The sequence below is a fragment of the Streptomyces violaceusniger Tu 4113 genome, from assembly GCF_000147815.2.
GTDB classification, from domain to species: domain Bacteria; phylum Actinomycetota; class Actinomycetes; order Streptomycetales; family Streptomycetaceae; genus Streptomyces; species Streptomyces violaceusniger_A.
In genome coordinates, this window is the sequence record NC_015957.1 from 8,331,557 (window position 1) to 8,355,463 (window position 23,907).

The following is a 23,907-nucleotide window of genomic DNA, read 5'->3' on the forward strand; positions in this document are numbered from 1 at the left end:
CGGCAAGGCACGAAAAGCACCGGTAGCACACCACGAAGAGCACCGGTAGCACACGAAGGCCGTCCACCGCACGACCCCCGAGGGCGTGCGGTGGACGGCCTTCGCCGATGCGCAGACGGTTCAGTGATGCAGCGTCCGGTCAGGTCTCCCTGCCCTTCCGCATCACCATGCCGGCTGCGATCAGGCCGAACAGGCAGGTGATGGCACCCACGACGACATTGTTCACGATCATCCCGATATCGGGACCCCGGGCAACCACCCAGGGGGAGATGATCATCCATACACCGATCGCGGACATGGCCCAGCACAGGCTGTACATCCTCCTCGGCGCCGTGGTGAGGCCGATGCCCAGCAGGGCGATCGCGATACCGAGGACGAGGTTGTTGACCATGAGGTTGGGGCTGGTGCCCGAGAAGTGCACCACCCAGGGGGAGATGGCGAAGTACAAACCGGCGAGAAGCACCGGTCCGTCGAGGAAGACAACATCCCGAGCGTCCATCATGCGCGCGTAGCGCTCCCGCATCTCGGACACGTCGGGGTGGCCCGTAAGATCACCTTTCGCACGTGAGACGTCGGCCATGCGACTCGCCTCCTTCGATCCATGCAAGTCTGACCGCGCAGTGCGGTAAAAACACCGCACCCCCATTGTGCGCCTCGCCTTGATATATAGGTAGATGTCGGATTCGCATGAAATGACGTATAGTTCGCGGCCGGCCGCCGTACGACATGCGCACGGGAGGCAGGGGGAGCGTCAGGCCGGATGGACCGCCTCGTGCTTCTCGTAGCAGTCCCGGTCGAGATCGCGGACATCGACGGTGGTCTGCACGGTCAGCCCCGGCACGGGCGACACATGGGCGCGGGCCACCTCCAGCACGGCGGCGGACAGCTCCCGCTTGGTCCCGGCGTCGCGCCCGGACAGGATGGACACCTCGATATGGATCATGGCGAGGTCCGGGGCGCCGTCCGCGAGATGGGCCTCCTCCATCCGCCGGAAGCGGGTCTTGCAGCCCGCCACCGCCGTGTCGACGGTCTTGGCGACCACCGGGTGCAGGGCGGCACCGAAGCCGGGGCGGTCGAACGCGTCGGTCAGGGTGTCGGAGTATTCGACGACGATGTGCGGCATGGGCTTGCGCTCCTCCAGGGGTACGCGGCGGCCGGTGGCGCTGCCGCGCGGGGCCTCTTATGCGGGCATCGTCGCACCTCTCCCCGCTCCACGGCCGAGCGCCCCGGGCCCGCCATCAGCTTCAGTTCCGGCTTCATATCCGCTTCAGCCCTGACCCCGGTATCTGCTTCAATAGGCCCATGGCCAGCCTCCATGACATCGCGACGGGTCGTTACGACCTCGAGCCGTTCTGGCCGTCCCGGCAGGCGCACCACTTCGACCGCGAGTGTTGCCGCGCATCCGATGCGCGGGCCCGCTCGCTCGGCCGCTGACCTCTCCGCCCGGCCGCCCAGCCCGCGCGCACGACGTCCACTGACGCCTTCTCGCGCGAAAGAGCTGACCTCATGACGAACCTCCGTAGCCTGTCGTCCGCCTCCGCTCCCGCCGCCCCATCGGCAACGTCCGCCGCGTCCGCAACGTCCGTCCCGGCGAACCGCCAGCGGCTGCGGGCCGTCGCACCGGACGAGGTGCCGCCGGTCGCCGATCTGCTGCACCCCGGCGCCACCTGGCTGCCCGCTCCCCCGCACACCCTGCCCACGCTCCCCGGCCACCCGCCGATGGTCGGCTATCTGGTGCTGGTCCCGGCCGACCGGCAGCGGCCCGCGGCGGCGGGGCCGCCCCCGGAGGGGATACCGGCGGTGACGGGCGAAACCGGCGAGACGGGTGACGAGCTCATCCGGATCGATCCCGACCATCGGACCGCCGAGGTCGCGGGGCGGCCGCTGGACCTGACGTACCTCGAGTTCGAGCTGCTGAGCCATCTCGTCGCCCATCCGCACCGGGTGCACTCCCGCGATCAGCTCGTGACCACGGTGTGGGGGTACGGCCATGTCGGCGACGGCCGGACCGTCGATGTCCATGTGGCCCGGCTGCGCCGCAAGATGGGCCCCGAGCACCGGGGGACGATCGTGACGGTGCGGCGGGTGGGGTACAAGTACGTGCCCACCGTCTGACCGCAGCCGTGCACCCATGACGCCCGCCGTGCCGGGCAGGCCAGGAGCCTGTCCGGCACGGCGGGCGCGTACCCGGATGCGGACCCTTGCTCAGCGGCCCGCCCCCACCAGCGGCGGCCGCGGCCGCTCCACCGGCTCCTCGCCGTGGCCGATGCTCGGCAGCCACCGCAGGGCGCGCGGCAGATACCAGTTGCGCTCCCCCAGCAGCGCCATCACCGAGGGCAGCAGCACCATCCGCACCAGCGTGGCGTCCACCAGCACCGCGACCGCGAGCCCGACGCCCATCTGCTGCATGTCCTGCATCCGCAGCAGTGCGAAGACCGCGAACACGGCGACCATGATGGTGGCCGCCCCGGTGACCGAGCCCGCCGTCGTCCGGATGCCCTCGCGGATCGCGTCCCGGGTGGCGAGGCCCCGTTCATGGGCCTCCCGGATCCGCGAGACCACGAAGACGTGGTAGTCCATCGACAGCCCGAAGAGGATGACGAGGACGAACAGAGGCATCCACGACTCGATCGCCCCGGCCGGCTCCATCCCCAGCAGATCCGCACCCCAGCCGTGCTGGAAGACGGCGGTCATCGTGCCGTACGCGGCGCCCACCGACAGCAGGTTGAGCAGGATCGAGACGATGGCGATCGGCAACGACCGGAAGCAGAGCAGCATCAGAACGAAGGTCACGGCGGCGATGAAGAGGAAGACCGGTGCGATGTCGGTCTTCAACTGGTCGTTGAAGTCACGGCTTCCGGCGAGTTCACCGCTCACATACACCTGGTCGGAGACCGGTCCGAGGATCTTCGGCACCAGATCGTCCCGGAGGGTGTCCAGGGCGCGCCGGGAGGTGGCGTCCTCGCCGTCCCCGGCCAGCGGCACCTCGATCCGGGCCACCCCCTTCGTACGGTGTGCCTCGACGTCGACCGTCCTGCCGAACCGCCCGGACGCGGCGAGCTCCTTCTTGAAGTCCGCGATGGCCGCCTCGAAGCGGGGCGAGGCGATGTCGTCGGAGCGCAGCACGACCTCGGCAGGGGCGGGGCCGCCGGGGAAGGCGCCGGTGATCTCCTGGTAGGCCACGGTGATCGGGGCGTCGGAGCCGAACTGCTTGTCCATGCCGAGCTGTTCGGTCTTCATCCCGAGGGCGGGCGCGGACAGCGCCAGCAGCAGCGCGCCCGATACGACGGCGAACAGCTTCGGCTTGGCCAGGACGGGCCGCATCAGCTTGACGGTGACGCCACCGCTGGTGTGCACGCCCTTCTTCCGGCGGCGGTTCAGCAGCGGCACCCGCCCGGCGTCGATCCGGTCGCCCAGCCAGGACAGCATCGCGGGCAGCACGGTCACCGAGCCGAGCATCGACATCAGGACGACCAGGATGGTGGCGACCGCGAAGCCGTGGAACAGCAGCAGTCCGGACAGGAACATCCCGGACATCGCCAGCATGACCGTGACCCCGGAGATCAGCACCGCCCGGCCGCTGGTGGCGGCCGCGATCCGCAGCGCGGTCTCCGCGTCCCGGCCCGCGGCCCGCTCATCGCGCTCCCGCCGCAGATAGAACAGCGAGTAGTCGACGCCGACGGCCAGGCCCACCAGGAACATCACCGAGACGGTGGAGTCGAACATGGGCAGCTTGTGGCTGACGAGGGCGAGCAGTCCGAAGGTTCCGACGCAGGCGGTCACCGCGAGCAGCACCGGCAGCAGCGCGGCCACCAGCGCCCCGAAGACCACCAGCAGAATGCCCAGCGCCAGCGGTACGGCGGTCAGCTCGGCCTTCTTGAAGTCGTTGGTGAGCATGTCGTCGAGCCGGTGCTGGGCGGTGGCGTCGCCGAACTCGTAGACCACGATGCCCCGATGGGCCGACTCGGTCTTCTTCACCGCCTCGACGACCGGCTCCACCCGCTTCCCGGCGGTGTCCGGGTCGCCCTTCATCTCAAAGCTGATCAGGGCCTCCCGTCCGCTCTCCGAGCGCACCGGGGGCTGGATGCGCACCGCCTCACCCGTCCGCTCCAGTCGCGCCGTAAGGTCGCGGGCCGCGCCCCGCCAGCCGTCCGGGCGGTCGCCGCGCAGCATCACCATCTCCCCGGCCGGGGTCTGGAGGCCCGCGTCCTCCAGGATCTTCTCCGCACGCGCGGAGTCGCCCGTACCGTTCTCGGAATTGGTCATCTGCCGGGACCCCGACATTCCGCCGACCACGGCGACGGCCACGACGAACAGCAGCCATCCGATGATCGCGGTCTTGCGGTGGCGAGTGCTCCACCCACCCAGCCGCACGGCCAGGCCCTTCCTCGTTGCGCTCATGGCGTTTCTCCCCGTGAGGTACGGACGGAACAGGTCATGCCACGACGCTAGAAAACCGCAGGTCCGCGTCCCAGCCGGACAGCCACCCGGTCGCCGAGCCATAGGGCGAGGTGGGGAGGTGGTGCCAGGTACACCCCCGGACGGTCCGCACCCCCCGTGACCGGCCAGGGGCGCGCGGTCAGACTGAGGGAGTTGACTGACGGTGCCGGATCACCGGGACCGACGGGACGGACCGCCGAGAGGGACGCAGGATGAAGGTACGCAAAGCGCTGTTGGCCTGTGTGCGGGGGCTTGCCCTGGCCCCGCTCACGCTCGCGGGCTCCATCACGCTGTTCACGCTGTTGGTCGTGTCCGTGTGTCTGATTCCGCTGGGCGTGGGGGTGTTCACCACCCCGCTCCTGGTCCGCACGGTGCGGGCGCACGCCAATCAGCGCCGGCTGCTGGCCGCCACCTGGTCCGATGTGCGGATCAAGATGCCGTACCGCCCGCTGCCCGCCGACCGGCGTTCCGGGGTCACCGGGCAGGTGGAGCTGTGCACCTTCCTGCTGAAGGACCCGGCCACCTGGCGGGATCTGCTGTGGCTGGCCGTCGACATGATCGCCGGCTTTGCCACCGCGCTGCTGGCCTTCGTCTTCGTGCCGTACGGGATCGAGGGGTTCGTCCTGGCCGCCGGGGTGTGGAAGCCGATCGTGGACGCGAGCGGCACCTACTGGTATGGGTTCCTCCCCATCGACTCGCTGTGGACCGCCCTGCTGGCCGTCCCGGTCGGCATCGGCTTCATGGCACTCGGGGCGACCGTCTCCCCCTTCCTGCTCCGCGGCCACTTCCTGCTGGCGCGAGCCTTCCTGGACCCGACCCCGCAGATGGCGCTCGAGCAGCGGGTGCAGCGGCTCACCGAGACCCGGCATGACGCCGTGGACACCTCCGCCGCCGAACTGCGCCGCATCGAGCGCGATCTGCACGACGGCGCCCAGGCCCGGCTCGTCGCCATGGGCATGAGCCTGGGCACCGTGGAAGCCCTGATCGAGAAGGACCCGGCCCAGGCCAGGGAACTGCTCGCCGCGGCCCGTACGAACTCCGCCGAGGCTCTGTCCGAGCTGCGCGACCTGGTCCGCGGCATCCATCCGCCGGTACTGGCCGAGCGCGGCCTGGGAGACGCGGTGCGCGCGCTGGCGCTGCGGATGGCGGTGCCCGTGGAGGTGGACGTGGACCTGGCGGGCCGGGCCGATGAACCGGTCGAGTCGGCCGCGTACTTCGCGGTCAGCGAGGTGCTGACCAACGCGGCGAAGCACGCGGGCGCCTCGCGGATGTGGCTGGACGTGCACCACACGGAGGGCATGCTGCGCATCACCGTGACCGACGACGGCCGCGGCGGCGCGGAGATCACCCCGGAGGGCGGGCTGAGCGGGGTCGAGCGGCGGCTGGGCACCTTCGACGGGGTCCTCGCCGTCAGCAGCCCGAGCGGCGGGCCGACCATGGTGACGATGGAGATCCCCTGCGCGCTCTCGGCGCCCGACGCCGCCCGATGACCCACCGCCGGGGAAAATCCGGCGGCGATGCGCGAGGCCGGCGCGGAGATCGTCCACCCTCTCCAGGACGAGGAGTGGGGCGTCCGCCGCTTCTTCGTCCGCAACCCGGGCGGCCGCGTGGACAACGTCCTGGGCCACCGCTGACACTCCACCGCGCCGCGCGCGCTCAGTCAGTGATGTACCAGTCGTCCTTCATGTACTCCAGGGTGCTGGTCCCGATCTCGTTTTCGGAGAAGGTGACGGAGGCCTTGACCGCATCGGCCGGAATGTCGATCTTGGCGGGGCTTCGTACGACGACCTTCTGCGCGTCGACCGTCGCGGTCTGCAGAGCCTTCTTCTGCGTAGGCGAGATCATCTGGAACGTGACGAGGAACGTGGACGTGCACGGACCGAACCCCTGGTCCTCCGCCTGCTTCGCCGCGGGCCCGGCCACCTCGCAGACCGTCTTGATGTCCTCCCGGCCCACGGCGTGCAGATACTCCTCGTACCGCCGGATCGCCCCTTCCTTCGTCCTGGGCGCGGCCTGGTCCGTGGGCTGTTCTGTGGGCTGGTCCGTGGGCTGGTCCGTGGGCTGGTCCTTGGGCGGATCCGTCGGCGGCTTGTCGGCGGGCCCGCAGCTGTCGTTGGTGAAGACGCCCGACAGCAGACGCCCCGGGCGCGGGCCCATCGGCCCGTTGAATCCGCTCACATGCTGCTGCGACCCCCACCACCCGGCGTACCCCCACCAGGGCTCGCGGTTGACAGGGCGGGCGTGCTCCCAAGTTCGCCACTCGGCGCCGCCCTTCGAGGGCCGATCGAGCGTGCCGTTCACCCACTGGTTCTTATCGGTCGGATAGGAGCCGTGTGAACCACGCGCCGAGTACACCGTCGGATGCCCGTCCTGCGGATCGAGTTCCGACCACTTCACGCCGCACGTATCCTTGCCGTGCTTCGCGAACGTCACCGCCTCCGGCTTACCGTCGCGCAACTGGACCGCGACGCGCTCCCAGTCGCCCTCGTGCCGGTTGCCCGGGGTCAGGTTGTTGTAGGCGTAGAAGAACCAGTAGACGTACGCCGCGCGCTTCGGGTCGGTCTTGTGGTTGTGGTACTCCCAGTAGACCGGCGCGTCAGTGCCCTCGCCCTTCCGCACCTCCTTCGGCGGGTCGAGATAGAAACCGCCGTCGGCCTCGGTCGAGGTGTGCCACTTATCCCCGTGTCCGGGGCAGGACACCGGCTTGGACGACGACTTCCCCGGCTGCACCTCCGCGTGCTGGTAGGAATTGTCCTTACTCCCCAACCGCCGCGGGTCGATCGGATCGGCCACCGGCCCCTCGTCACGGCAGAAGCCCTCGTGGTCGAAGCGCAGCGCGGACCGCCCGATGAACCGCGTCGCGTCCATCGGCAACAGCGACTCCCCCTTGGCCAGCCGCACCAACGGCGCGAACCGCGCGGCCTCGGCCGCGGACCCCTTCGAAGGCTCCGCCCCCGTCCACTCCTTCTCCTTCTCCGGCCCGCACCCCACCAGCGCCACCGAAAGCGACACCGCCACGCCCACCATCACCCGCATCCGACCCAGCACCGGCTCCCCCTTCGTTCGCCCGCCACCAGCCAGCAGCACGGCAAGAGGACATTACGCAGAATCCGGCAGAACGGTTCCCCGCGCGAGGCGCCCAACCCGCAGGGCCGCCCCGCGCCGCTGATCCCCTCCCGCTCACCGCACAGCGGTACATTCGTCGGATTCGGTCACGTCCCCCACCCCAGGGGCCCGACGAAGTCTTGGAGCCACCGTGCGCGTTGTCCTCGCCGAAGACCTCTTCCTCCTGCGGGACGGTCTGGTCCGGATGCTGGAGGCGTACGACTTCGAGGTCGTGGCGGCCGTGGAGAGCGGGCCCGAGCTGAGCAAGGCGCTGGCGGAGCTGGAGCCGGACGTCGCGGTGGTGGATGTGCGGCTGCCGCCTTCGTTCAGCGACGAGGGGCTGCAGTGTGCGCTGCAGGCCCGGCGGGCGCGGCCGGGGTTGCCGGTGCTGGTGCTGTCGCAGCATGTGGAGCAGTTGTACGCGCGAGAGCTGCTCGCGGACGGCAGCGGGGGCATCGGGTATCTGCTCAAGGACCGGGTCTTCGACGCCGATCAGTTCATCGACGCGGTGCGGCGGGTCGCCGCCGGGGGCACGGCGATGGATCCGCAGGTGATCTCGCAGTTGCTGGACCGGCGTGCCCAGGACAAGCCGCTGGGGCGGCTGACGCCGCGGGAGCTGGAGGTGATGGAGCTGATGGCGGAGGGGCGGTCGAATACGGCGATCGCGGCGCAGCTCTTCGTCACCGAGCGGGCGGTGGCCAAGCACACCTCCAATATCTTCGGAAAGCTCGGCCTGCCGCCGTCGGACGACAACAACCGCCGGGTGCTGGCGGTGCTGGCCTACCTCGACCGGGGCTGACGGTCCATGGCCCCGGGGGCCGGCACCTCTCCGTGCGCCCCATTGCTCCCACCCCATAACGCTGGTTAAGTGCCTTCTCCATACGACGCATTGGCCGTTGTCCGATGGGGGGGCGCATGAGCGACCTGAGCAGACGCACGCTGATCGGAACCGCCGGAGCACTCGGGGCCGGGGCCACGCTGGGGAGCCGCATCCCCGCGGTGGCCGATGAGCCGCACGACACACAGGACCCCGCCGTGACCGCATTCGACACCGCCCCCGCACGCGCCGCCCTGCGGCGGCTGCTGCCGGCCCACGCCGAGCAGTTCCGGCTGGTGGCGCTGGCGAAGCGGGGCGATGAGGAACGGTTCGAGGTCGACGGGTCCGCGGGGCGGGTGACGGTCTCCGGCACCAGCCCGGCGGTGCTGCTCACGGGCGTGCACTGGTATCTCAAGTACACCTGCCACGCCCAGCTCACCTGGTCCGGCGATCAGCTCAACCTGCCGAAGAAGCTGCCCGCGCCCGCGCGGCGCCTCACGCACTCGACCGCGCTGCCGCACCGCTTCGCGTTCAACGACACCCATGACGGCTACACCGCGCCGTTCGCCGACTGGGACCGCTGGGAGCACCTGATCGACGTCGCGGCCCTGCACGGCTGCAACGAACTGCTGGTCACCGCCGGTCAGGAGGCCGTCTACCACCGGCTGCTCCAGGAGTTCGGCTACACCGAGACCGAGGCGCGCACCTGGCTCCCCGCCCCCTCCCACCAGCCGTGGTGGCTGCTGCAGAACATGAGCGAATACGGCGGCCCGGTCTCCACCGCGCTCCTGGACAAGCGCACCGAGCTGGGGCGGCGGATCGCCGACCGGCTGCGGGAGCTGGGCATGCGGCCGGTGTTCCCCGGCTACTTCGGCACCGTCCCCGACGGCTTCGCGGACCGCAACCCGGAGGCCCGTACGGTGCCGCAGGGCGACTGGAACGGGCTCAGGCGGCCCGACTGGCTCGATCCGCGCACCGAGTCCTTCCGGAAGGTGGCCGCCGCCTTCTACCGCCATCAGCGCGAACTGTTCGGCGAGGCCGGGCTGTTCAAGATGGATCTGCTGCACGAGGGCGGCGACCCCGGCGACGTCCCGGTGCCCGACGCCGCCCGCGCCGTGGAGACCGCGCTGCGGACCGCCCGCCCCGGCGCCATCTGGGTGATCCTCGGCTGGCAGGAGAACCCCCGCCGCGATCTGCTGGACGCCGTCGACCACGACCGGATGCTCGTGGTGGACGGGCTGTCGGACCTGGACACCGTCACCGACCGGGAGAAGGACTGGGGTGCGGTGCCGTACGCGTTCGGCACCATCCCCAACTTCGGCGGCCGCACCACGATCGGCGCCAAGACCCATATGTGGACGAAGCGGTTCACCGTATGGCGGGACAAGCCGGGCAGCAAGCTGGTCGGCACGGCCTATATGCCGGAGGCGGCCGAGCGGGATCCGGCCGCGTTCGAGCTGTTCAGCGAGTTGGCGTGGCGGGAGGAGGCGGTGGACCGGGCCGAGTGGTTCCGCTCGTACGCCGAGATGCGCTACGGCGGGCGGGACGCCAAGGCCCGGGAGGCGTTCGCCGCGCTGCGCGACACCGCGTACGAGATCAGCAGCAAGGACGGCCGCCCGCATGACTCGGTCTTCGCCGCCCGCCCCTCCCTGACCGCCCGTTCGGGCACCAACTACGCGACCCACACCCCCGCCTTCGACCCGGCCGGTTTCGACGTGGCCTTCGCGGCGCTGCTGGGCGTACGCGCCGGGCTGCGCGACAGCGACGCCTACCGCCACGACCTCACCGACATCGCGCGGCAGGCCCTCGCCAACCGCTCCTGGCAGCTCATCCCCCAGCTCCAGGACGCCTACGACCGTAAGGACCGCACGGCCTTCCGGACGCTGGCCCGGCTGTGGCTCAAGCTGATGCGGCTCAGCGACGACATGACCGGCGCCCACCGGCGGTTCCTGCTGGGCCCGTGGCTCGAGGACGCCAAACGGATGGCGTCGGGCGATGAGGAGTCGGCCCGGCTCGAGCGGGCCGCGCGCACCCTCATCACCACTTGGGCGGACCGCGCCACGGCGGACGGCGGCAAGCTGGCCAACTACGCCAACCGCGACTGGAGCGGCCTCATCGCCGACTTCCACCTCCCCCAGTGGCAGTCCTATCTGGACGAGCTGGAGGACGCGCTGGCGGAGAACCGCCCCCCGCGCGCCTTCGACTGGTTCGCCGTCGAGGAGCCGTGGACCCGGGAGCGCACAAGCTATCCGGTGCGGCCGACGACGGACGCCCACCGCACCGCCCAGCGGGTGTACGAGGCGCTGGCCAAGGCCCCGTACCAAGGCACGCTGACCGTCACCGCCGAGCCCGCCGCCCTGCCGCCCGGCGGCACCGCGACCCTCACCGCCGCCCTGCGCAACGTCAACGGGCTGCGCGCCACCGGCCGCGTCGACTTCGACCTCACCGTGACCGGGCTCGACCCGGACCCGGACGGGCCGACCCGGCTGCCCGGCGTCCCCGCGGGCGGCACGGGCGAGGTCCGCTGGCGCGCGACCGCGCCCGACGAGCCGCTGGAGCACCCGCTCAAGCCGCTGCCGTACGAGCTGGGCGTCACCTACGGGCCACGCGGCGAGGACCGGGTGCGGGCCGTACGCACCGGGACGCTGTGGATCGCCGGACCGCCGGCGGACGGCTTGCGGACGGTCACCAACACCGGTGCGGCCTTCGGTCAGCTCGAGGAGCGGTTCGCGATCGACGGCGCGGGCCAGGACCTGTGGAAGGGCACCGCCGAATTCGGCTCCGTCTACCGCGACGGCGTCCTTACGGTGGGCACGGCCAGCACCGTGAAGGTGACCGCCCAGGCGGCCACCGGGCCCTGGGCGCGGGCCGGGATCATCGTCCGCAACGACCTCGCCACGGCGGGCTCCCCCGGCTTCGTGAACCTCTCCGTCACCCCGGCCAACGGGGTCGTCCTGTCCTACGACTCGGGCGGCGACGGCACGCTGGACACCTACCAGCGGATCACCGGCGTCAAGGCGCCCGTCCTGCTGCGGCTGACCCGCACCGCGGCCACCTCCTACACCGGCGAGCTGTCCACCGACGACGGCGCGACCTGGCGGAAGGTGGCCACCGTGACGGCACCGGGCGCGACGGCCGCGCAGGACGCCGGGATCTTCATGACCGCGGCGAACGGGGGCACGGGGGCCCGGGGGACGGTCGAGTTCAGCGGCTGGAAGACCGGTACGCCGTAGCGGGTCGGCGTCAGTGGCGGATCTTTCCCCACCCCGCCCCTTCCCACGGTATCGATGTGCGGCTCCGCCGCGTGGTGGGGCTCCGCCCCGGACCCCGGCCGCACGGACCCGCATGGGCGTGGGCATCGGCCCGGTCCTCCGCCGCGCCGCGCGCCGACGCGTTCAGCCCGCCGGTGCGGGTGTTCACGGCGGCGACGGTCGGGGCGTCGACGCCCGGGGTCCAGGTCGAAGCCCCTGCCACGCGCCGGAGCGCATACCGATGCTGCGAGAAGGGGCCGGGAGGGGAAAGCACCGATACGCTGCTCTGCCGCGTGGTGGGGACTCCGTCGCATGGCAGGGGCTCGGCAGGGGGCTGCACCCCTGACCCCCGGGGTCTGGGGCGGAGCCCCCCACGCGGCGGAGCCGCATATCGTCGGGTGTCGGGAAGGGGCGGGGAGGGGAACGGCCCGCCGCAGGCGCCAAGTCCCGCCGGACACCCGTAGGTGACCAACCCGGCCCGCCACTCGTTCACGACACGTGGACCAGCACCGGGCGACAGTCGCCCCCGACGACGAAACCACCGGCCTGATCGACGTCGAGCAGGCCGAGGCCGCCATCGTCGAGCACTATCCGCGGCTGGTGCGGCTCGCGTATCTCATCCTGCCGCCGGGCATCGGGCGCACCCGCCGGGTGCTCGCGGCGCACGCCCTCGCCCAGCGCGCGCTGCCCCGCAATCGCGGCTACGGCACGGGCCCGGACCCGCACCCCGATGTCGAACTGCCCTGGCAGCGCGGGACGAAGGGCCCCGGGGCCGACACCGGCTATGCCTATGTGCGGCTGCGGGTGCTGCGCCTGGCGCTGCGCGCCGCCCGGCCGCGGCGCTGGTGGCAGCGGCCCCCGGCGCTGCCGCAGGTGTTCGGGCTGCGGCTGTTCCCGCGCTCCGGCGGGGCCGATGAACTCGCCCTGGAGCGGGCCCTGTCGGAGCTGTCCGGGCCCGGCCGCGCCGCGTACGTACTGCTGGAGCTGGAGCAACTCGACGAGCACGAGACGCGCGCACTGCTGGGCACCGCGGGGGTCGCCGACCCGCGGGCCGCGCTGGACGAGGCGGAGTCGGTGCCGGAGCAGGCCGGCAGCCGGGACGAATCACTGCTGGAGTCCCCGGAGTTCGACCCGTGTTCGCTCCAGGCGCGGCCCACCGATCTGATGCGCCGCCGTCAGCATGTGCGCGCGGTGCTGGTGGCCGTGGTGGCGCTGGTGGTGTGCGGGACGCTGCTGGGCGTGCCGGGGCGGGGCTGGGGGCCGACCGGTGCGGCCGCGCCCTCGTACGCCCGCAATCCGTCCTCCGAACGGGCCCTGGACCCCGCGCGGTTGACGCGGGCCGCGCCCGACGCCTGGCGCACCGCGTCCCGCGCCGGGTTCTCCTCCTGGCCCGCGCGCGGCGACCGCGTCCGGGACACCGCGCTGCTGCGCCGCGCGCTGGCCGTCTGGGCGCGGCCGGGCCGTTCGGTGCGGATGTCGGCCACCATGGGCACGCAGTCCGGGCCGCCCTCGGGGCCGCCGCAGTTGCTGTTCGCGGGCGAGGTGGACCAGGCCACGGTGGTGCTGCTGTACGACGGGCTGCGGGTGGCGCGGTACGCGGAGGCGGGCGAGGGCGGTGCGGCCGCGTTGGACTTCGCCCGGCTGGACGCCGCCGACGCGGCCACCTCGACCGCGCTGGTCCTCAGCCGCACGGACGGCAACGTCCGCTATCTGACCGCTCCTTGGGTGCGCCATGCCTGGGTGCGGGATCTGCTCCACCCGGACGGGGCGTCGCGTCCGCTGCACCGCACCGGGCACGGGGTGACCGATCCGGTGCGCACCATTCCGCAGCTACGGCCCTGCCGTGGCTGGCCCGCGCTGCAGTTCGGCTCCCGGCTCGTGGCCGACCTGGGCGAACTGGCCCCGGCCCGGCTCACCTACGGCACCCCCGGCGCCGGTGTGCGCGATGTGGCGGGGCGGGCGGCCCGTGCGAGCTGGGCCAGGACCGGATGCCGGCTGGCGATGATGCGCGGGCGGGGGGTGCGCTCGGTCAACTCCTGGCGGTTCGCCGCCCAGGCCCTGCCGGAGGCGGGCGGCCACGCGGCCTGGCTGTGCACCCGCGCCGACACCTGGCGGGACACGGGCAGCAAAGTCCTGGCCCAGTTCCAGCCGTGGGACACCCGCCGGGGCGCGGCGGGTGCGGTCGTCTCCAGCGCCGACAACTCTCCCGCCTGCGGCCCGCGCGAGCCGCGGGTGCTGGCGGGGGTGCTGTGGAAGGCGCGGTCCGGCCGGTGGTATCTGCTGGCCGCCGGGAGCCGTCAGGTCACCGGGATCGTCGCCACCGGCGGCGTCCGGGGCCGCACTTACGGCCGCGGCCTGACCCTCCCCGCGAAGGCGGGTGCCCGCGCCGACCTCAGGGCCCGGCTGGCGGACGGTGGCCGACTGAGCCCGTTGCGCTAGGGGGTGCCCGGCGGGTCTTGACGCCTGCGGCGGGCTGCTCCCCGCCCCGCCCCTTCCCGCAGCATCGATATGCGGCTCCGCCGCGTGGTGGGGCCCCGCCCCAGACCCCGGGCCAGGAGCGAAGCCCCCGGCAACGGGCACAGGCGGGCAAGCTGCTCCCCGCCCCGCCCCTTCCCGTTACCAAGGGCTTCGCCCCTGGACCCCGAGGTCCGGGGGCGGAGCCTGCCACCCGGCGGAGCCGCACATCGGCACAGCCCCGCGCCCCAGGGGCAGAGCCCCTTTGGCAACGGGCGCAGACGGGCAAACTGTTCCCCGCCCCGCCCCGCCCCTTCCCGCAGCGTCGATATGCGGCTCCGCCGCGTGGCACGGCCCCGCCCCAGACCCCGGGATCCAGGGGCGGAGCCCCTGCCACAGCCTCTCCGGCGTTTGAGGAGCGGGGTCCAGGGGCGGAGCCCCGGCGGGGGTCCAGGGCGGAGCCCCTGCCACGCGGCGGAGCCGCATATCGATACCGCGGGAAGGGGCGGGGAGGGGAAAGCATCGATATGCGGCTCGCCGCTCGGTCCGCCCGGCGGCCCCCTGCCTAGCCCCCGGCCGTGTAGACGGCCACCGTACGGCCGGGGACCGTGAAGGTGCCGGTCGCACGCTCGTACCGGGACGTCCTCACCGTCGCGTCGGCGCCATGCGCCTGGATCGGGTGGAGGGCGTACGGGCTCCCGGCGAGGGCGGGGACGGTCTGCGACTGGCGGGACGGGGTGGCGTTGAAGACCACGACCAACCCGCCGAGTCGCATGGTGATGACGCCCGGCGTCTCCCCGGCCCCGGACAGCGGGAAGGACAGTGCCTTCTGCACCCCCTCCGCCGTGCCCTGGCTGAACGCCGCCTCCGTGGTGCGGATCCGCAGCAGGTCCCGGTAGGCCGCCGAGGCGCCCGTGATCTCGCGGCAGCCGGGCCGCGCGGCCGCATTGGTCAACAGGGGCTTGGCGTACGGCCACTTGGGCTCGTTGTCCGCCGCCGGGGGCAGTCCCCGGCCGAAGCCGTTGCCGGATGCGCAATCCCAGTGGATGGCGTTGAACCAGTCGCCGCTGTCGAAGGAGTTGCGGTCCAGGGACTTCGAGCGCAGCAGGTCGGTGCCGGCCTGGCTGAGCGCCGGGCCCTGGGAGAGGGTCGCGGTGGCCAGGGCCAGCACCTGCGCCCGGGCCCGGTCGGCGGCCGGGGTGGCGGCGGGCAGCTTGTAGGCGAGCGCGTCGTAGAGGGTCTCGTTGTCATGGGCGTCGGCGTAGGCGAGCGCGTCGCCGGGGGCGGCGGCGTAACCGGCCGGGGAGCCGTTGTAGTCGACTTCGGAGCCCTTGACCCGGCGTCCGCCGGTGTCGGTGAAGGCGTAGTCGGCGAGGTTGCCGGAGAGCCCGACCTTGATCAGGTCCTGGGCGTGCAGCAGCCGGGCCCGCTGCTCGTCCGGGCTCCCGTTGGCGGGCGACCCGTTGGGGTCGGTGAAGAGCCCTGAGGCGAAGCCCTGGACGCGGGGGTCCTCGTCGAACGGCCCGCCGCCGCGCACCGCGTCCCGCGCCCGGTCGCTGAAGGTGGCGATGCCGGTGCCGGCCATATTGCGCTGGGTGGCCTGGACGAAGCGGGCGTCGTCGGCCACTTCGCCGAAGTTCCAGCCCTCGCCGTAGAGGATGATCGACTTGCCGTCCACCCCGTCCTTGGCGGGAGTGAGGGCGTCGAGGGCCTTGCGTACGGCCAGGATGTTGGCCTTGGGGTGGTGGCCCATGAGGTCGAAGCGGAAGCCGTCGACCTTGTACTGCCTGGCCCAGGTGACGATCGAGTCCACTACCAGCTTGCCCATCATCGCGTGCTCGGGCGCGGTGCCGGGGCAGCAGGTGGAGGTGGCCACGCTGCCGTCGTCCAGCAGCCGCTGGTAGTAGCCGGGCACGATCCGGTCGAGCACCGACTTCTCGTCCTGTCCGGCGGCCACGGTGTGGTTGTAGACCACGTCCATGACGGTGCGCAGCCCGGCGTGGGCCAGGCCCTGCACCATCTGCCGGAACTCGCGGGTGCGGGCCGGACCGTCCGGGTCGCTCGCGTAAGAGCCCTCCGGCACGGTGTAGTGCAGCGGGTCGTAGCCCCAGTTGAAGCCGTCCTTCGCGGCCGTCTCGGCCACGCACTTCTGCTGCCGGTCGGAGTCGGCGGGCAGGGCGGCCGGCTCGCAGCCGGGCCGGGCCTGGTCGGACCGCCGCTCCGGGACGGTGCCGAAGTCGAAGGCGGGCAGCAGGTGGACGTACGAGGTGCCGGACCGGGCCAGCCGCCCGAGGTGCCGCATCCCGTCCGAGTCGCGGTCGGTGAAGGCGAGGTACTGGCCGGGGTGGGCGCTGGTGCGGTCCGCGATGGAGAAGTCGCGGATCTGCAGCTCCTGGATACGGGCGTCGCGCAGCGGGACGGCCGCGGGCTTCTTCAGCGACGCCCAGCCGGCGGGGGCGAGCCGGGGATCGGCCAGGTCGGTGAGCAGGCTGCGGGCGGAGTCGGCGGTCAGGGCGGTCGCATAGGGGTCGGTGACCTCGTTGGTGACGGTCTCCCCGACGCTCGGCGCCCAGACCCGGACCCGGTAGCGGTAGGGCTTGTCCCGCCAGTCGGGGCCGCCGGTCACGCTCCACACCCCGCTGGCGGGGTCCCGCCGCATGGCGACGGTGCGCCCGTCGAGGTCGAGCGACACGCTCCGGGCGGTCGGCGCCCACACCGAGAGGGTGGGGCGGGCCCCGTGGAAGACCGGGCCGAGGCGGGCCGAGCGCGCCCGGTCCGCGTAGAGGTCGTCCAGGACGCCGGGGATCTGCACCCCGGTACGGTGCAGTACGTGGTCGTGGTCGTCGGCCGCGCGCTGAACGGCGGCGAGGGGGCCGCGCAGCGCGGTGGCGGCTTTGTCGCGGTCGCCCGGGTCGAGGCGATAGGCGGGGCGCCCGGCCAGATGGGGGTAGGCGGCCTTCTGGGCGTCGGTCAGGACGGCCGGGGTCAGCCGCAGGGTGCCACCGTCGGCGTAGCTCAGCTCCTCGACGGTCCCGGCGGTGTGCTCGGCCTGCCAGACGACGGTGGCGCGGTCGATCCACTGCGCCTCGGCGGGCGCCTGCGCCTCGGCGGGCGCCTGCGCCTCGGTGGCGGGCGTCGCGGCCCGGGCGGTCTGCGATACGGCGGGCACGGCCGCCGCGCCCAGGGCCAGGGCGGCGAGCGCGGCGGCGGTGCGAAAGAGGGTGGCTCTCGGGGGTTTCACGGGGCTGGTGGCTCCTTGAGAGGCTGGTGGGCGAAGTGGGTCAGCCGCAGTTACGGGCGCCCACATGCAGTGCCACCGCCGTATTCGCGCCCAGCGTGGCGGTGAACTTCCCCGCGGAGTCGACCGTCACGGCCTTGCCGCTCTGCACATCGCAGTAGCCGCCGGCCGGGAGCGAGGTCTGGAAGGTCTGGGTGAGGGAGCCGCTTTCGTGGTTGATGGCCACGTACGCCTTGTCGCCGCGTCCGAAGGCGATGGCGTTGTTGCCGTTGTCCCACCAGTTGGTCACCGATGCGCCCCGGGCCGTGTTGCGGAGGGCGACCATGCTCATGATCTCGGGCCACTTGTGCTGGCACTTCCAGCCGTCCTGGTAACAGGCGCCCACCGTACCGCCGTTCGGCGGGCCCGCGTCGTTGTCGCCGAACTCGTAGCCGGAGTGGACGTCCGGGGAGCCGTAGGGCCAGGCCAGCATGAAGACGTTGGCGAGGGTGTAGTCGGCGCCGTTCTTGTACGTCAGCGTGGAGCCGTTGCGCTCGGTGTCCCAGTTGTCGACGAAGACACCGGACTGGCCGCTCGCCATATAGCCCCAGCCCTCGCCGAAGTTCTTCAGATTCGCCAGCTTCTCGCCCTGGAACACCCGCTTGAGGTCGCGGCCGTAGCGGAACTCCTGCACATCGCCGTTGCGCAGATACTCCGTCGGGGAGACCGCCTCGCCCTCGCCGTAGATGACCTCCTGCTTCCAGTAGACGCCGGGGTCGCTCAACTGGCTCTTGATGGCGGCCAGGTCCTCGGTCGGGATGTGCTTGGCGCCGTCGACGCGGAAGCCGTCCACGCCGAGCGAGAGCAGGTCGTTCAGGTACTGCGCTATCCGGGTGCGGACGTAACTCTCACCGGTGTCCAGGTCGGCGAGGCCCACCAGTTCGCAGTGCTGCACGTTCCAGCGGTCCTGGTAGTTGCTGATCTGCGAGGTGCAGTCGTCCATGTCCTGGGCCTGGTAGATCCCGGGATAGTCGTACTTGGTGTACGAGGAGCCGCCGGTGCCGGTGCCGGATCCGGCGGACATGTGGTTGATGACGGCGTCGGCGACCACCTTGACGCCCGCCGAGTGACAGGTGTCGATCATGTTCTTGAAGGCGGTGCGGTCGCCGAGCCGCCCGGCGATCTTGTAGCTGACGGGCTGGTAGGAGGTCCACCACTGGCCGCCCTGGATGTGCTCGGTGGCGGGCGACACCTCGACATAGCCGTATCCGGCGGGGCCGAGGGTGCTGGTGCACTCCTTGGCGACGGAGTCGTAACGCCACTCGAAGAGTTCGGCGGTGACGTCCTTGGTACCGGGCGGTGTCGCCTGAGCCGTCTGCGGGGGCAGTGCGAAAAGGGCCACCGAGCCCGCCGCGAGGGCGAGTGCGGTGGCAAGGGGAATGCGGTTGCCGGCCATCGTTCCTCCGTGGGGGGAAGAGCTGGGGGTGACCATTGAGCCTCATGTGGCAACGCGCCATGCCCGTAAGGCCAGTTGAAGGTTCTTGCTGCAAGACGTCAGTCCTGCGGTGGTGACCGGACCGTACTCGCGGGTTCTCCTCGTTGCAAGACCTTTCGCAAGCTATTGCGGCGGTGTTAAGTTCGACCCCGTTCTCCGGTCCGGCCGGTCGGGGGTCCGGTCAAGGGCCCCACGCGCCCGGCCGGCCGGACCGGTTCGACGGCCGCGGATCAGTGGATCAGTCGCGGTCCTCGACGGCCATTTCCCCGAGGAGGGACCAGTCCTCCTGCGGGACATTCATGTTGACGATCCGCGGGGTCGCGGCGAGATGCGGCGGCAGGATCCGCTGCGCGGCCTTGAAGTGCGGCGAGTTGACGTGGGCCGCACCGGCCTCCTCGTCACGGAACGCCTCGATCAGGATGTACTCGTCCGGGTCCTCGACACTGCGGGACCAGTCGAACCACAGACAGCCCGCCTCGGCGCGGGTGTCCCGGGTGAAATCGCCGGCGATCTCGGGCCACCGGTCCGCATGCTCGGGCAGAACACGGAACTTCGCGGTGATGAAGATCATGGGGGGTTCCTCACGTTGTTTCAGGTCGGCCGGCCCGTTGGCATGGACCGGCGGTGTTCCAGGGTCGGCAGTGTTCCAGGATCGCAGTTGTTCCAGTGCCGGCCCGTCGCCGGAGGAGTTGCGACCGGTGTTCACCGGTTCGGTCGACACGACGGTGGCACGGGCCGCGGCCAAGCTGGGCATGGGCCGCGCCACCGTCTACCGCGAGATGGCCCGCTACGGCATCCAGGTGCCGGGCGGGCAGGTGCCGGGCGGGCGGAGAGGTACCGGGTCCTGAACGGTAGGCGGCGCCTGAGCGGTGGAGCCGCGGACGACCAGGTCCGGCTGGAAGACGAACTCCGTGTGCTGCACCGGGTTTCCGGCCATCTCCTCCAGCAGCGCCCCCACCGCCGCCGTCGCCATCGACTGCACCGGCTGCCGGACGGTGGTCAGCGGCGGATCGGTGAAGGCGATCAGCGGGGAGTCGTCGAAGCCGACCACCGACACCTGGTGCGGCACCCGCAGCCCGCGCCGGGCCGCCTCCCGGATCACCCCGAGCGCCATCAGATCGCTGCCGCACACGATGCCCGTACAGCCCCGGTCCAGCAGGGTGGCCGCCGCCACCTGCCCGCCCTCGACGCTGAAGAGCGTATGCCGCACCAACTCCCCCGCCTCGCCGGGCGATCGGCCGAGCAGCTCGGTGCTGGCCGCGAGGAACCCCTCGACCTTGCGCTGCGCCGGGACGTAGCGGGCGGGCCCCACCGCGAGGCCGATCCGGTGGTGGCCGAGCGCGGACAGATGGCGGACGGCCATCCGCGCCGCCGCCCGGTCATCGGGTGAGACGAAGGTGGCCTGGATGTGCTCGTTGTAGCCGTTGATCAGCACGAACGGCACCTTGCGGCCGGCCAGCCGGGCGTAGCGGGCGGGGTCGGCCGTGGTGTCGGCGTGCAGTCCGGACATGAAGACGATGCCGGCCACATCGCGCTCCTCCAACTGCTCCACCAGTTCGTCCTCGGTGGCGCCGCCGGGCATCTGGGTGCACAGGATCGGGGTGTAGCCGTGGCCGGCCAGTACCTGCTCGATGATCTGCGCGAAGGCGGGGAAGACCGGGTTGGTCAGCTCCGGGATCACCAGGCCGACCAGCCCGGCGCTGCGCCGCCGCAGCCGCACCGGCCGTTCGTAGCCGAGGACGTCGAGGGCGGCGAGCACCCGCTGCCGGGTGGTGTCCGCCACCCCCGCCTTGCCGTTGAGCACCCGGCTGACGGTGGCCTCGCTGACCTTGGCCTGTGCGGCGATATCGGCGAGCCGCGGCCCCGCCGCGGGTGGGCTCGTCACGACTTGGTCGCTCCGGCCGTGAGCCCCGCCACGAGGTGGCGCTGGGCCCAGGAGAACACCAGCGCCGCCGGGATGGCGATCATGACGGCCGCGGCCGTCATGGAGCCCCAGTCGGAGGTGTACTGGTTGACGAAGGTCTGCAGCCCGGCGGCGAGCGTGAGGTTGTCCTCGCCCGTCATGAAGGCGGAGGCGTAGGCCACCTCGGCCCAGGCGGTGATGAAGGTGTAGAACGCGGTCACCGCGAGCCCCGGCTTGGCCAGCGGGACGACCAGACGCCAGAAGGTCCCGAACGGGTTGAGGCCGTCGACCCGGCCCGATTCGTCGATCTCCACCGGGATGGTGTCGAAGAAGCCCTTCATCATCCAGGCGCAGAACGGCACGGCGACGGTGAGGTAGGTGACGATGAGCGAGATCGGCTGGTTGAGCCAGCCCAGCGTCGACATGATGTTGTACAGCGGCACGATGAGGATGGCCACCGGGAACATCTGGGTGATCAGCAGCAGCCACATCAGCGGGCGCATCCCGGGAAAGCGGAAGCGGCTGACGGCGTAGCCGGTGGTGGCCGCGATGAAGACGCCCAGGATCGTGGTGATGACCACGATGAACAGCGAGTTGCCGAACCAGGTCAGGAACTCGGTGTCGCCCAGGACGTGTTGATAGTTCCGCAGCGTCGGGTTCTTCACCACATCGGTGCTGAACGCCTCGCTCTTGGGCTTGAACGAGGTCACCACCAGCCACAGCGGCGGGAAGACCGCGACGGCGGAGGCGATGACGAGCGTCGTGTGCAGCCCGACGGAGGCGAGCGGGCCGCGTCGTTGGTCGCGCATGGCTACCACACCTCTCCCTGCTTGCGGAGCGAACGGCGGTAGACCACCGCGAAGAGCATGAGGATGAGCAGGATCAGCACACCCCAGGCCGAGGCGCCGGCGAAGTCGCGCGGGCTGTTGACGAAGGAGAGCCGGTAGGCGTACGTCACCAGGATCTCGGTGGCGTCGCCGGGTCCGCCGCGGGTCAGCAGGAAGATCACCGGGAACATGTTGAACGTCCAGATGGTGGACAGCAGGATCACGGTGGAGCTGACCGAGCGCAGCCCGGGCAGGGTGATGTGGCGGAACCGCTGCCAGGGGCTCGCCCCGTCCATCTCGGCGGCCTCGTAGAGCTCACCGGGGATGGACTGCAGCCCGCCGAGCAGCGCGACCAGCATGAACGGCACCCCGAGCCAGATGTTCACGGCGATCACCGACGCCTTGGCCATGGTGGGGTCGTTGAGCCAGGGCACCGCGTCGATCCCGCCGCCGTCCAGCACCTTGTTGAGGATGCCGTTCTTCTCGTTGTAGAGCAGCCGCCAGGCGAAGACGGAGACGAAGGCGGGGACGGCCCAGGGCAGGATCAGCAGCGACCGGTAGAGGGTGCGTCCGGCGAACCGCCGGTTGAGCAGCACGGCCAGGCCCAGGCCGATCGAGAAGGTGAGCGCCACACAGCAGACGGTCCAGGTGACGGTCCAGCCGAGCCGGTCCCAGAAGACCTGGTCCTGCAGGATGGCCTTGAAGTTGTCGAGGCCGACCGTCTTGTAGGTGGCGGGGATGTGGTTGATCCCGATGGTGCGCTCGACGTTGGCCTCGTTGGCGTCGGTCAGCGACAGATACAGGCCGCGGACCAGCGGATAGCCGATGATCAGCCCGACGACGACCACGACGGGCGCGACCATGGCCCAGGCGTACCAGTGGCGGGCCAGCGCGTGGCGGATGCGGCCCCGTGGCGGAGTTCCATCTTTGTGAACCCGGCCGCCCCGGCCGCGGGCGCCCTTCGCGCCCGCGGCCGGGTCCAGCGGCCGGCTGGTGTCGACAGCCATCGTCGCCGGCCCTACTTCCAGTCGCCCTTGAGGAGCTTGCGGTACGCGTCACCGGCCGACTTCGCGGCCTTCTCCGGTGAGGTCTTGCCGGTGAGGACGTTCGGGAACTGCACCAGGATCGCCTGGAAGAGGCTGTTGCCCTCGGGGATCCAGGGGCGCTCGACGGCCTTGTCCACGGCGGCCTTGAAGAACTTCACATTGGGGTTCGCGGCCACCGACTTGTCGGAGTAGACGGAGGTGCGGGTGGGCAGCAGGGAGAGCTTCTCGGTGGTCTTGGCCTGGACCTCGGCCGAGCTCATGTACTGGGCGAAGGCGTAGGAGGCGTCCAGGTTCTTCGAACCGGCGTAGACGGTGAGGTTCTGGCCGCCCTGCGGGGCGCCCTGGCCCTTGCTGCCGGCCGGGACGGGGACCACTCCGAGGTTGGACTTGTCCTTGAACGCCTTGCCCGCCAGGGTGTCCTCGATCGCCCACGGCCCGTTGATCGTCATCGCGACGTCGCCGTTCTTGATGGCGTTCTGCATGTTGTCCCAGCCGTCGGTGGCGTCGGTCTCCGCCGCCTTGGAGGTGACCAGGTCCCGGGCGGCCGCGAACGCCTTGACGCCGGGCTCGTCGTCGATGGTGACCTGCTTGGCGCCGGTGTCGAGGAGGTCGCCGCCCTCGCCGTAGATGAAGGGCAGGTACCAGTAGGCGTCGTCGCCGCGCAGATACAGACCGGTCTTGCCGGTCTTCTCCTTGATCTTCTTGGCGGCGGCCTTGAGCTCGGTCCAGTCCTTGGGCGGCTGGACCCCGGCGTCCTTCAGCATCTTCTTGTTGTAGAAGAGGCCGAGGGTGTCGATGACCTGCGGTACGGCGTAGGTCTTGCCCTTGAACTCGGCACCCGCCAGGGCCTTGGGCAGATAGTCGGACTGGTCCGCGAGGGCGGGGGTGCCGTCCAGCGGGGCGAGATAGCCGATGTTGGCGAGGTCCTGGGTCCAGGCGACCTCGGTGCGCAGCACATCGGGCGCGCCGGAGCCGCCGGAGCCCGCCGCGTTCTTGAACTTGGCCAGCGCATCGCCGAAGGGCACATTGACGTAGTTGACCTTGACGTCGGGGTGCTTCTTCGCGAAGCCGAGGGCGAGCTCCTTGTAGGTGCCCTTCTCCGCCTCGTTCGACGTGTCCCAGTAGGTCACGGTGCCGGAGAGCTTGCCGCCGGACTTCTTGTCGCCGCCGCTGCCGCCGTCGTCACCGCCGCATGCCGTCGCCGCGAGCGCCATGGCCGCGACGAGTGCGGTGGCCGCTATGCCACGTCGCATCTGAACTCCTCCAAAGCCGGCCGCTCCGTCGCGGCCCCGGGTTGCGGAGGAACGTAACAGGGCCGCAAGCCCGCCGAAAGAGCTTGCGGCAAATTTCTG

The 23,907-nt window shown here is 71.4% G+C and carries 16 protein-coding genes and 2 pseudogenes; 7 read left to right on the forward strand and 11 right to left on the reverse strand.

Features of this window, described 5'->3' with window-relative positions; translation table 11 throughout:
• Positions 1 to 139: 139 nt before the first annotated feature.
• Positions 140 to 580 carry an SPW repeat protein gene (locus STRVI_RS34105; RefSeq protein WP_014060129.1) on the reverse strand — a complete coding sequence of 147 codons (441 nt, stop codon included), beginning with the start codon at positions 578 to 580 and terminating at the stop codon, positions 140 to 142.
• Positions 581 to 751: 171 nt separating this feature from the next.
• Positions 752 to 1,123 (reverse strand): 5-carboxymethyl-2-hydroxymuconate Delta-isomerase, encoded by a 372-nt coding sequence (locus STRVI_RS34110; RefSeq protein ID WP_014060130.1) that lies wholly within the window; start codon positions 1,121 to 1,123, stop codon positions 752 to 754.
• Between the two features lie 179 nt (positions 1,124 to 1,302).
• Between STRVI_RS34110 and STRVI_RS55725 the strand changes: the two genes are divergently transcribed.
• Positions 1,303 to 1,434: a hypothetical protein gene (locus STRVI_RS55725; RefSeq protein ID WP_256649896.1), complete on the forward strand. Its 132-nt coding sequence runs from the start codon at positions 1,303 to 1,305 to the stop codon at positions 1,432 to 1,434.
• 72 nt (positions 1,435 to 1,506) lie between these two features.
• Positions 1,507 to 2,115 (forward strand): winged helix-turn-helix domain-containing protein, encoded by a 609-nt coding sequence (locus STRVI_RS34115; protein ID WP_014060131.1) that lies wholly within the window; start codon positions 1,507 to 1,509, stop codon positions 2,113 to 2,115.
• 90 nt (positions 2,116 to 2,205) lie between these two features.
• On the opposite strand, the gene STRVI_RS34120 is transcribed toward STRVI_RS34115, so the two are convergent.
• Positions 2,206 to 4,401 (reverse strand): MMPL family transporter, encoded by a 2,196-nt coding sequence (locus tag STRVI_RS34120; protein ID WP_014060132.1) that lies wholly within the window; start codon positions 4,399 to 4,401, stop codon positions 2,206 to 2,208.
• Positions 4,402 to 4,652: 251 nt separating this feature from the next.
• Here STRVI_RS34120 and STRVI_RS34125 point away from each other — a divergent pair, with 251 nt between their 5' ends.
• Together STRVI_RS34125 and STRVI_RS34130 are read left to right on the forward strand one after the other, a co-directional pair.
• Positions 4,653 to 5,930, forward strand: coding sequence for a sensor histidine kinase (locus STRVI_RS34125; protein WP_014060133.1), 1,278 nt, complete (start codon positions 4,653 to 4,655; stop codon positions 5,928 to 5,930).
• Between the two features lie 21 nt (positions 5,931 to 5,951).
• A pseudogene (locus tag STRVI_RS34130) lies at positions 5,952 to 6,074 on the forward strand (VOC family protein); the annotation flags it as partial.
• 22 nt (positions 6,075 to 6,096) lie between these two features.
• Here the strand turns inward: STRVI_RS34130 and STRVI_RS34135 are convergent.
• Positions 6,097 to 7,488, reverse strand: coding sequence for a PT domain-containing protein (locus tag STRVI_RS34135; protein WP_014060134.1), 1,392 nt, complete (start codon positions 7,486 to 7,488; stop codon positions 6,097 to 6,099).
• Positions 7,489 to 7,696: 208 nt separating this feature from the next.
• Here STRVI_RS34135 and STRVI_RS34140 point away from each other — a divergent pair, with 208 nt between their 5' ends.
• From STRVI_RS34140 to STRVI_RS34150, 3 genes are all read left to right on the forward strand, one after another.
• Entirely contained in the window at positions 7,697 to 8,344 is a 648-nt protein-coding gene (locus STRVI_RS34140) for a LuxR C-terminal-related transcriptional regulator (RefSeq protein WP_014060135.1), read from the forward strand.
• A 116-nt stretch (positions 8,345 to 8,460) separates the two neighbouring features.
• Positions 8,461 to 11,595 carry an alpha-N-acetylglucosaminidase gene (locus STRVI_RS34145; protein ID WP_014060136.1) on the forward strand — a complete coding sequence of 1,045 codons (3,135 nt, stop codon included), beginning with the start codon at positions 8,461 to 8,463 and terminating at the stop codon, positions 11,593 to 11,595.
• Between the two features lie 516 nt (positions 11,596 to 12,111).
• Positions 12,112 to 14,052 (forward strand): hypothetical protein, encoded by a 1,941-nt coding sequence (locus tag STRVI_RS34150; RefSeq protein WP_014060137.1) that lies wholly within the window; start codon positions 12,112 to 12,114, stop codon positions 14,050 to 14,052.
• Between the two features lie 580 nt (positions 14,053 to 14,632).
• Here STRVI_RS34150 and pulA read toward each other — a convergent pair.
• The 7 genes and pseudogenes from pulA to STRVI_RS34185 all read right to left on the reverse strand — a co-directional run bounded on the left by pulA (position 14,633) and on the right by STRVI_RS34185 (position 23,808).
• The gene (gene pulA / locus STRVI_RS34155; RefSeq protein WP_014060138.1) at positions 14,633 to 17,308 is read right to left on the reverse strand and encodes a pullulanase-type alpha-1,6-glucosidase; all 2,676 of its coding nucleotides are present in this window, start codon (positions 17,306 to 17,308) and stop codon (positions 14,633 to 14,635) included.
• Between the two features lie 43 nt (positions 17,309 to 17,351).
• Positions 17,352 to 18,740 (reverse strand): annotated as a pseudogene (locus STRVI_RS34160) (alpha-amylase); the annotation flags it as partial.
• 277 nt (positions 18,741 to 19,017) lie between these two features.
• Positions 19,018 to 19,350: a putative quinol monooxygenase gene (locus tag STRVI_RS34165; RefSeq protein WP_014060140.1), complete on the reverse strand. Its 333-nt coding sequence runs from the start codon at positions 19,348 to 19,350 to the stop codon at positions 19,018 to 19,020.
• A gap of 216 nt (positions 19,351 to 19,566) precedes the next feature.
• On the reverse strand, positions 19,567 to 20,664 hold the full coding sequence (locus tag STRVI_RS34170) for a LacI family DNA-binding transcriptional regulator (RefSeq protein ID WP_014060141.1): 1,098 nt from the start codon (positions 20,662 to 20,664) through the stop codon (positions 19,567 to 19,569).
• Entirely contained in the window at positions 20,661 to 21,491 is an 831-nt protein-coding gene (locus STRVI_RS34175) for a sugar ABC transporter permease (protein WP_014060142.1), read from the reverse strand. Before STRVI_RS34175 ends, STRVI_RS34170 begins: the two co-directional genes overlap by 4 nt.
• 2 nt (positions 21,492 to 21,493) lie before the next feature.
• Positions 21,494 to 22,516, reverse strand: coding sequence for a carbohydrate ABC transporter permease (locus STRVI_RS34180; RefSeq protein WP_014060143.1), 1,023 nt, complete (start codon positions 22,514 to 22,516; stop codon positions 21,494 to 21,496).
• A gap of 11 nt (positions 22,517 to 22,527) precedes the next feature.
• The gene (locus STRVI_RS34185) at positions 22,528 to 23,808 is read right to left on the reverse strand and encodes an extracellular solute-binding protein (RefSeq protein ID WP_014060144.1); all 1,281 of its coding nucleotides are present in this window, start codon (positions 23,806 to 23,808) and stop codon (positions 22,528 to 22,530) included.
• Positions 23,809 to 23,907 lie beyond the last annotated feature (99 nt).

Bases quoted from the DNA above. Each gene is read 5' to 3' on its own strand.
- STRVI_RS34105 (WP_014060129.1), bottom strand. From the start codon at position 580: ATGGCCGACGTCTCACGTGCGAAAGGTGATCTTACGGGCCACCCCGAC.
- STRVI_RS34110 (WP_014060130.1), bottom strand. From the start codon at position 1,123: ATGCCGCACATCGTCGTCGAATACTCCGACACCCTGACCGACGCGTTC.
- STRVI_RS55725 (WP_256649896.1), top strand. From the start codon at position 1,303: ATGGCCAGCCTCCATGACATCGCGACGGGTCGTTACGACCTCGAGCCG.
- STRVI_RS34115 (WP_014060131.1), top strand. From the start codon at position 1,507: ATGACGAACCTCCGTAGCCTGTCGTCCGCCTCCGCTCCCGCCGCCCCA.
- STRVI_RS34120 (WP_014060132.1), bottom strand. From the start codon at position 4,401: ATGAGCGCAACGAGGAAGGGCCTGGCCGTGCGGCTGGGTGGGTGGAGC.
- STRVI_RS34125 (WP_014060133.1), top strand. From the start codon at position 4,653: ATGAAGGTACGCAAAGCGCTGTTGGCCTGTGTGCGGGGGCTTGCCCTG.
- STRVI_RS34145 (WP_014060136.1), top strand. From the start codon at position 8,461: ATGAGCGACCTGAGCAGACGCACGCTGATCGGAACCGCCGGAGCACTC.
- STRVI_RS34165 (WP_014060140.1), bottom strand. From the start codon at position 19,350: ATGATCTTCATCACCGCGAAGTTCCGTGTTCTGCCCGAGCATGCGGAC.
- STRVI_RS34175 (WP_014060142.1), bottom strand. From the start codon at position 21,491: ATGCGCGACCAACGACGCGGCCCGCTCGCCTCCGTCGGGCTGCACACG.
- STRVI_RS34180 (WP_014060143.1), bottom strand. From the start codon at position 22,516: ATGGCTGTCGACACCAGCCGGCCGCTGGACCCGGCCGCGGGCGCGAAG.
- STRVI_RS34185 (WP_014060144.1), bottom strand. From the start codon at position 23,808: ATGCGACGTGGCATAGCGGCCACCGCACTCGTCGCGGCCATGGCGCTC.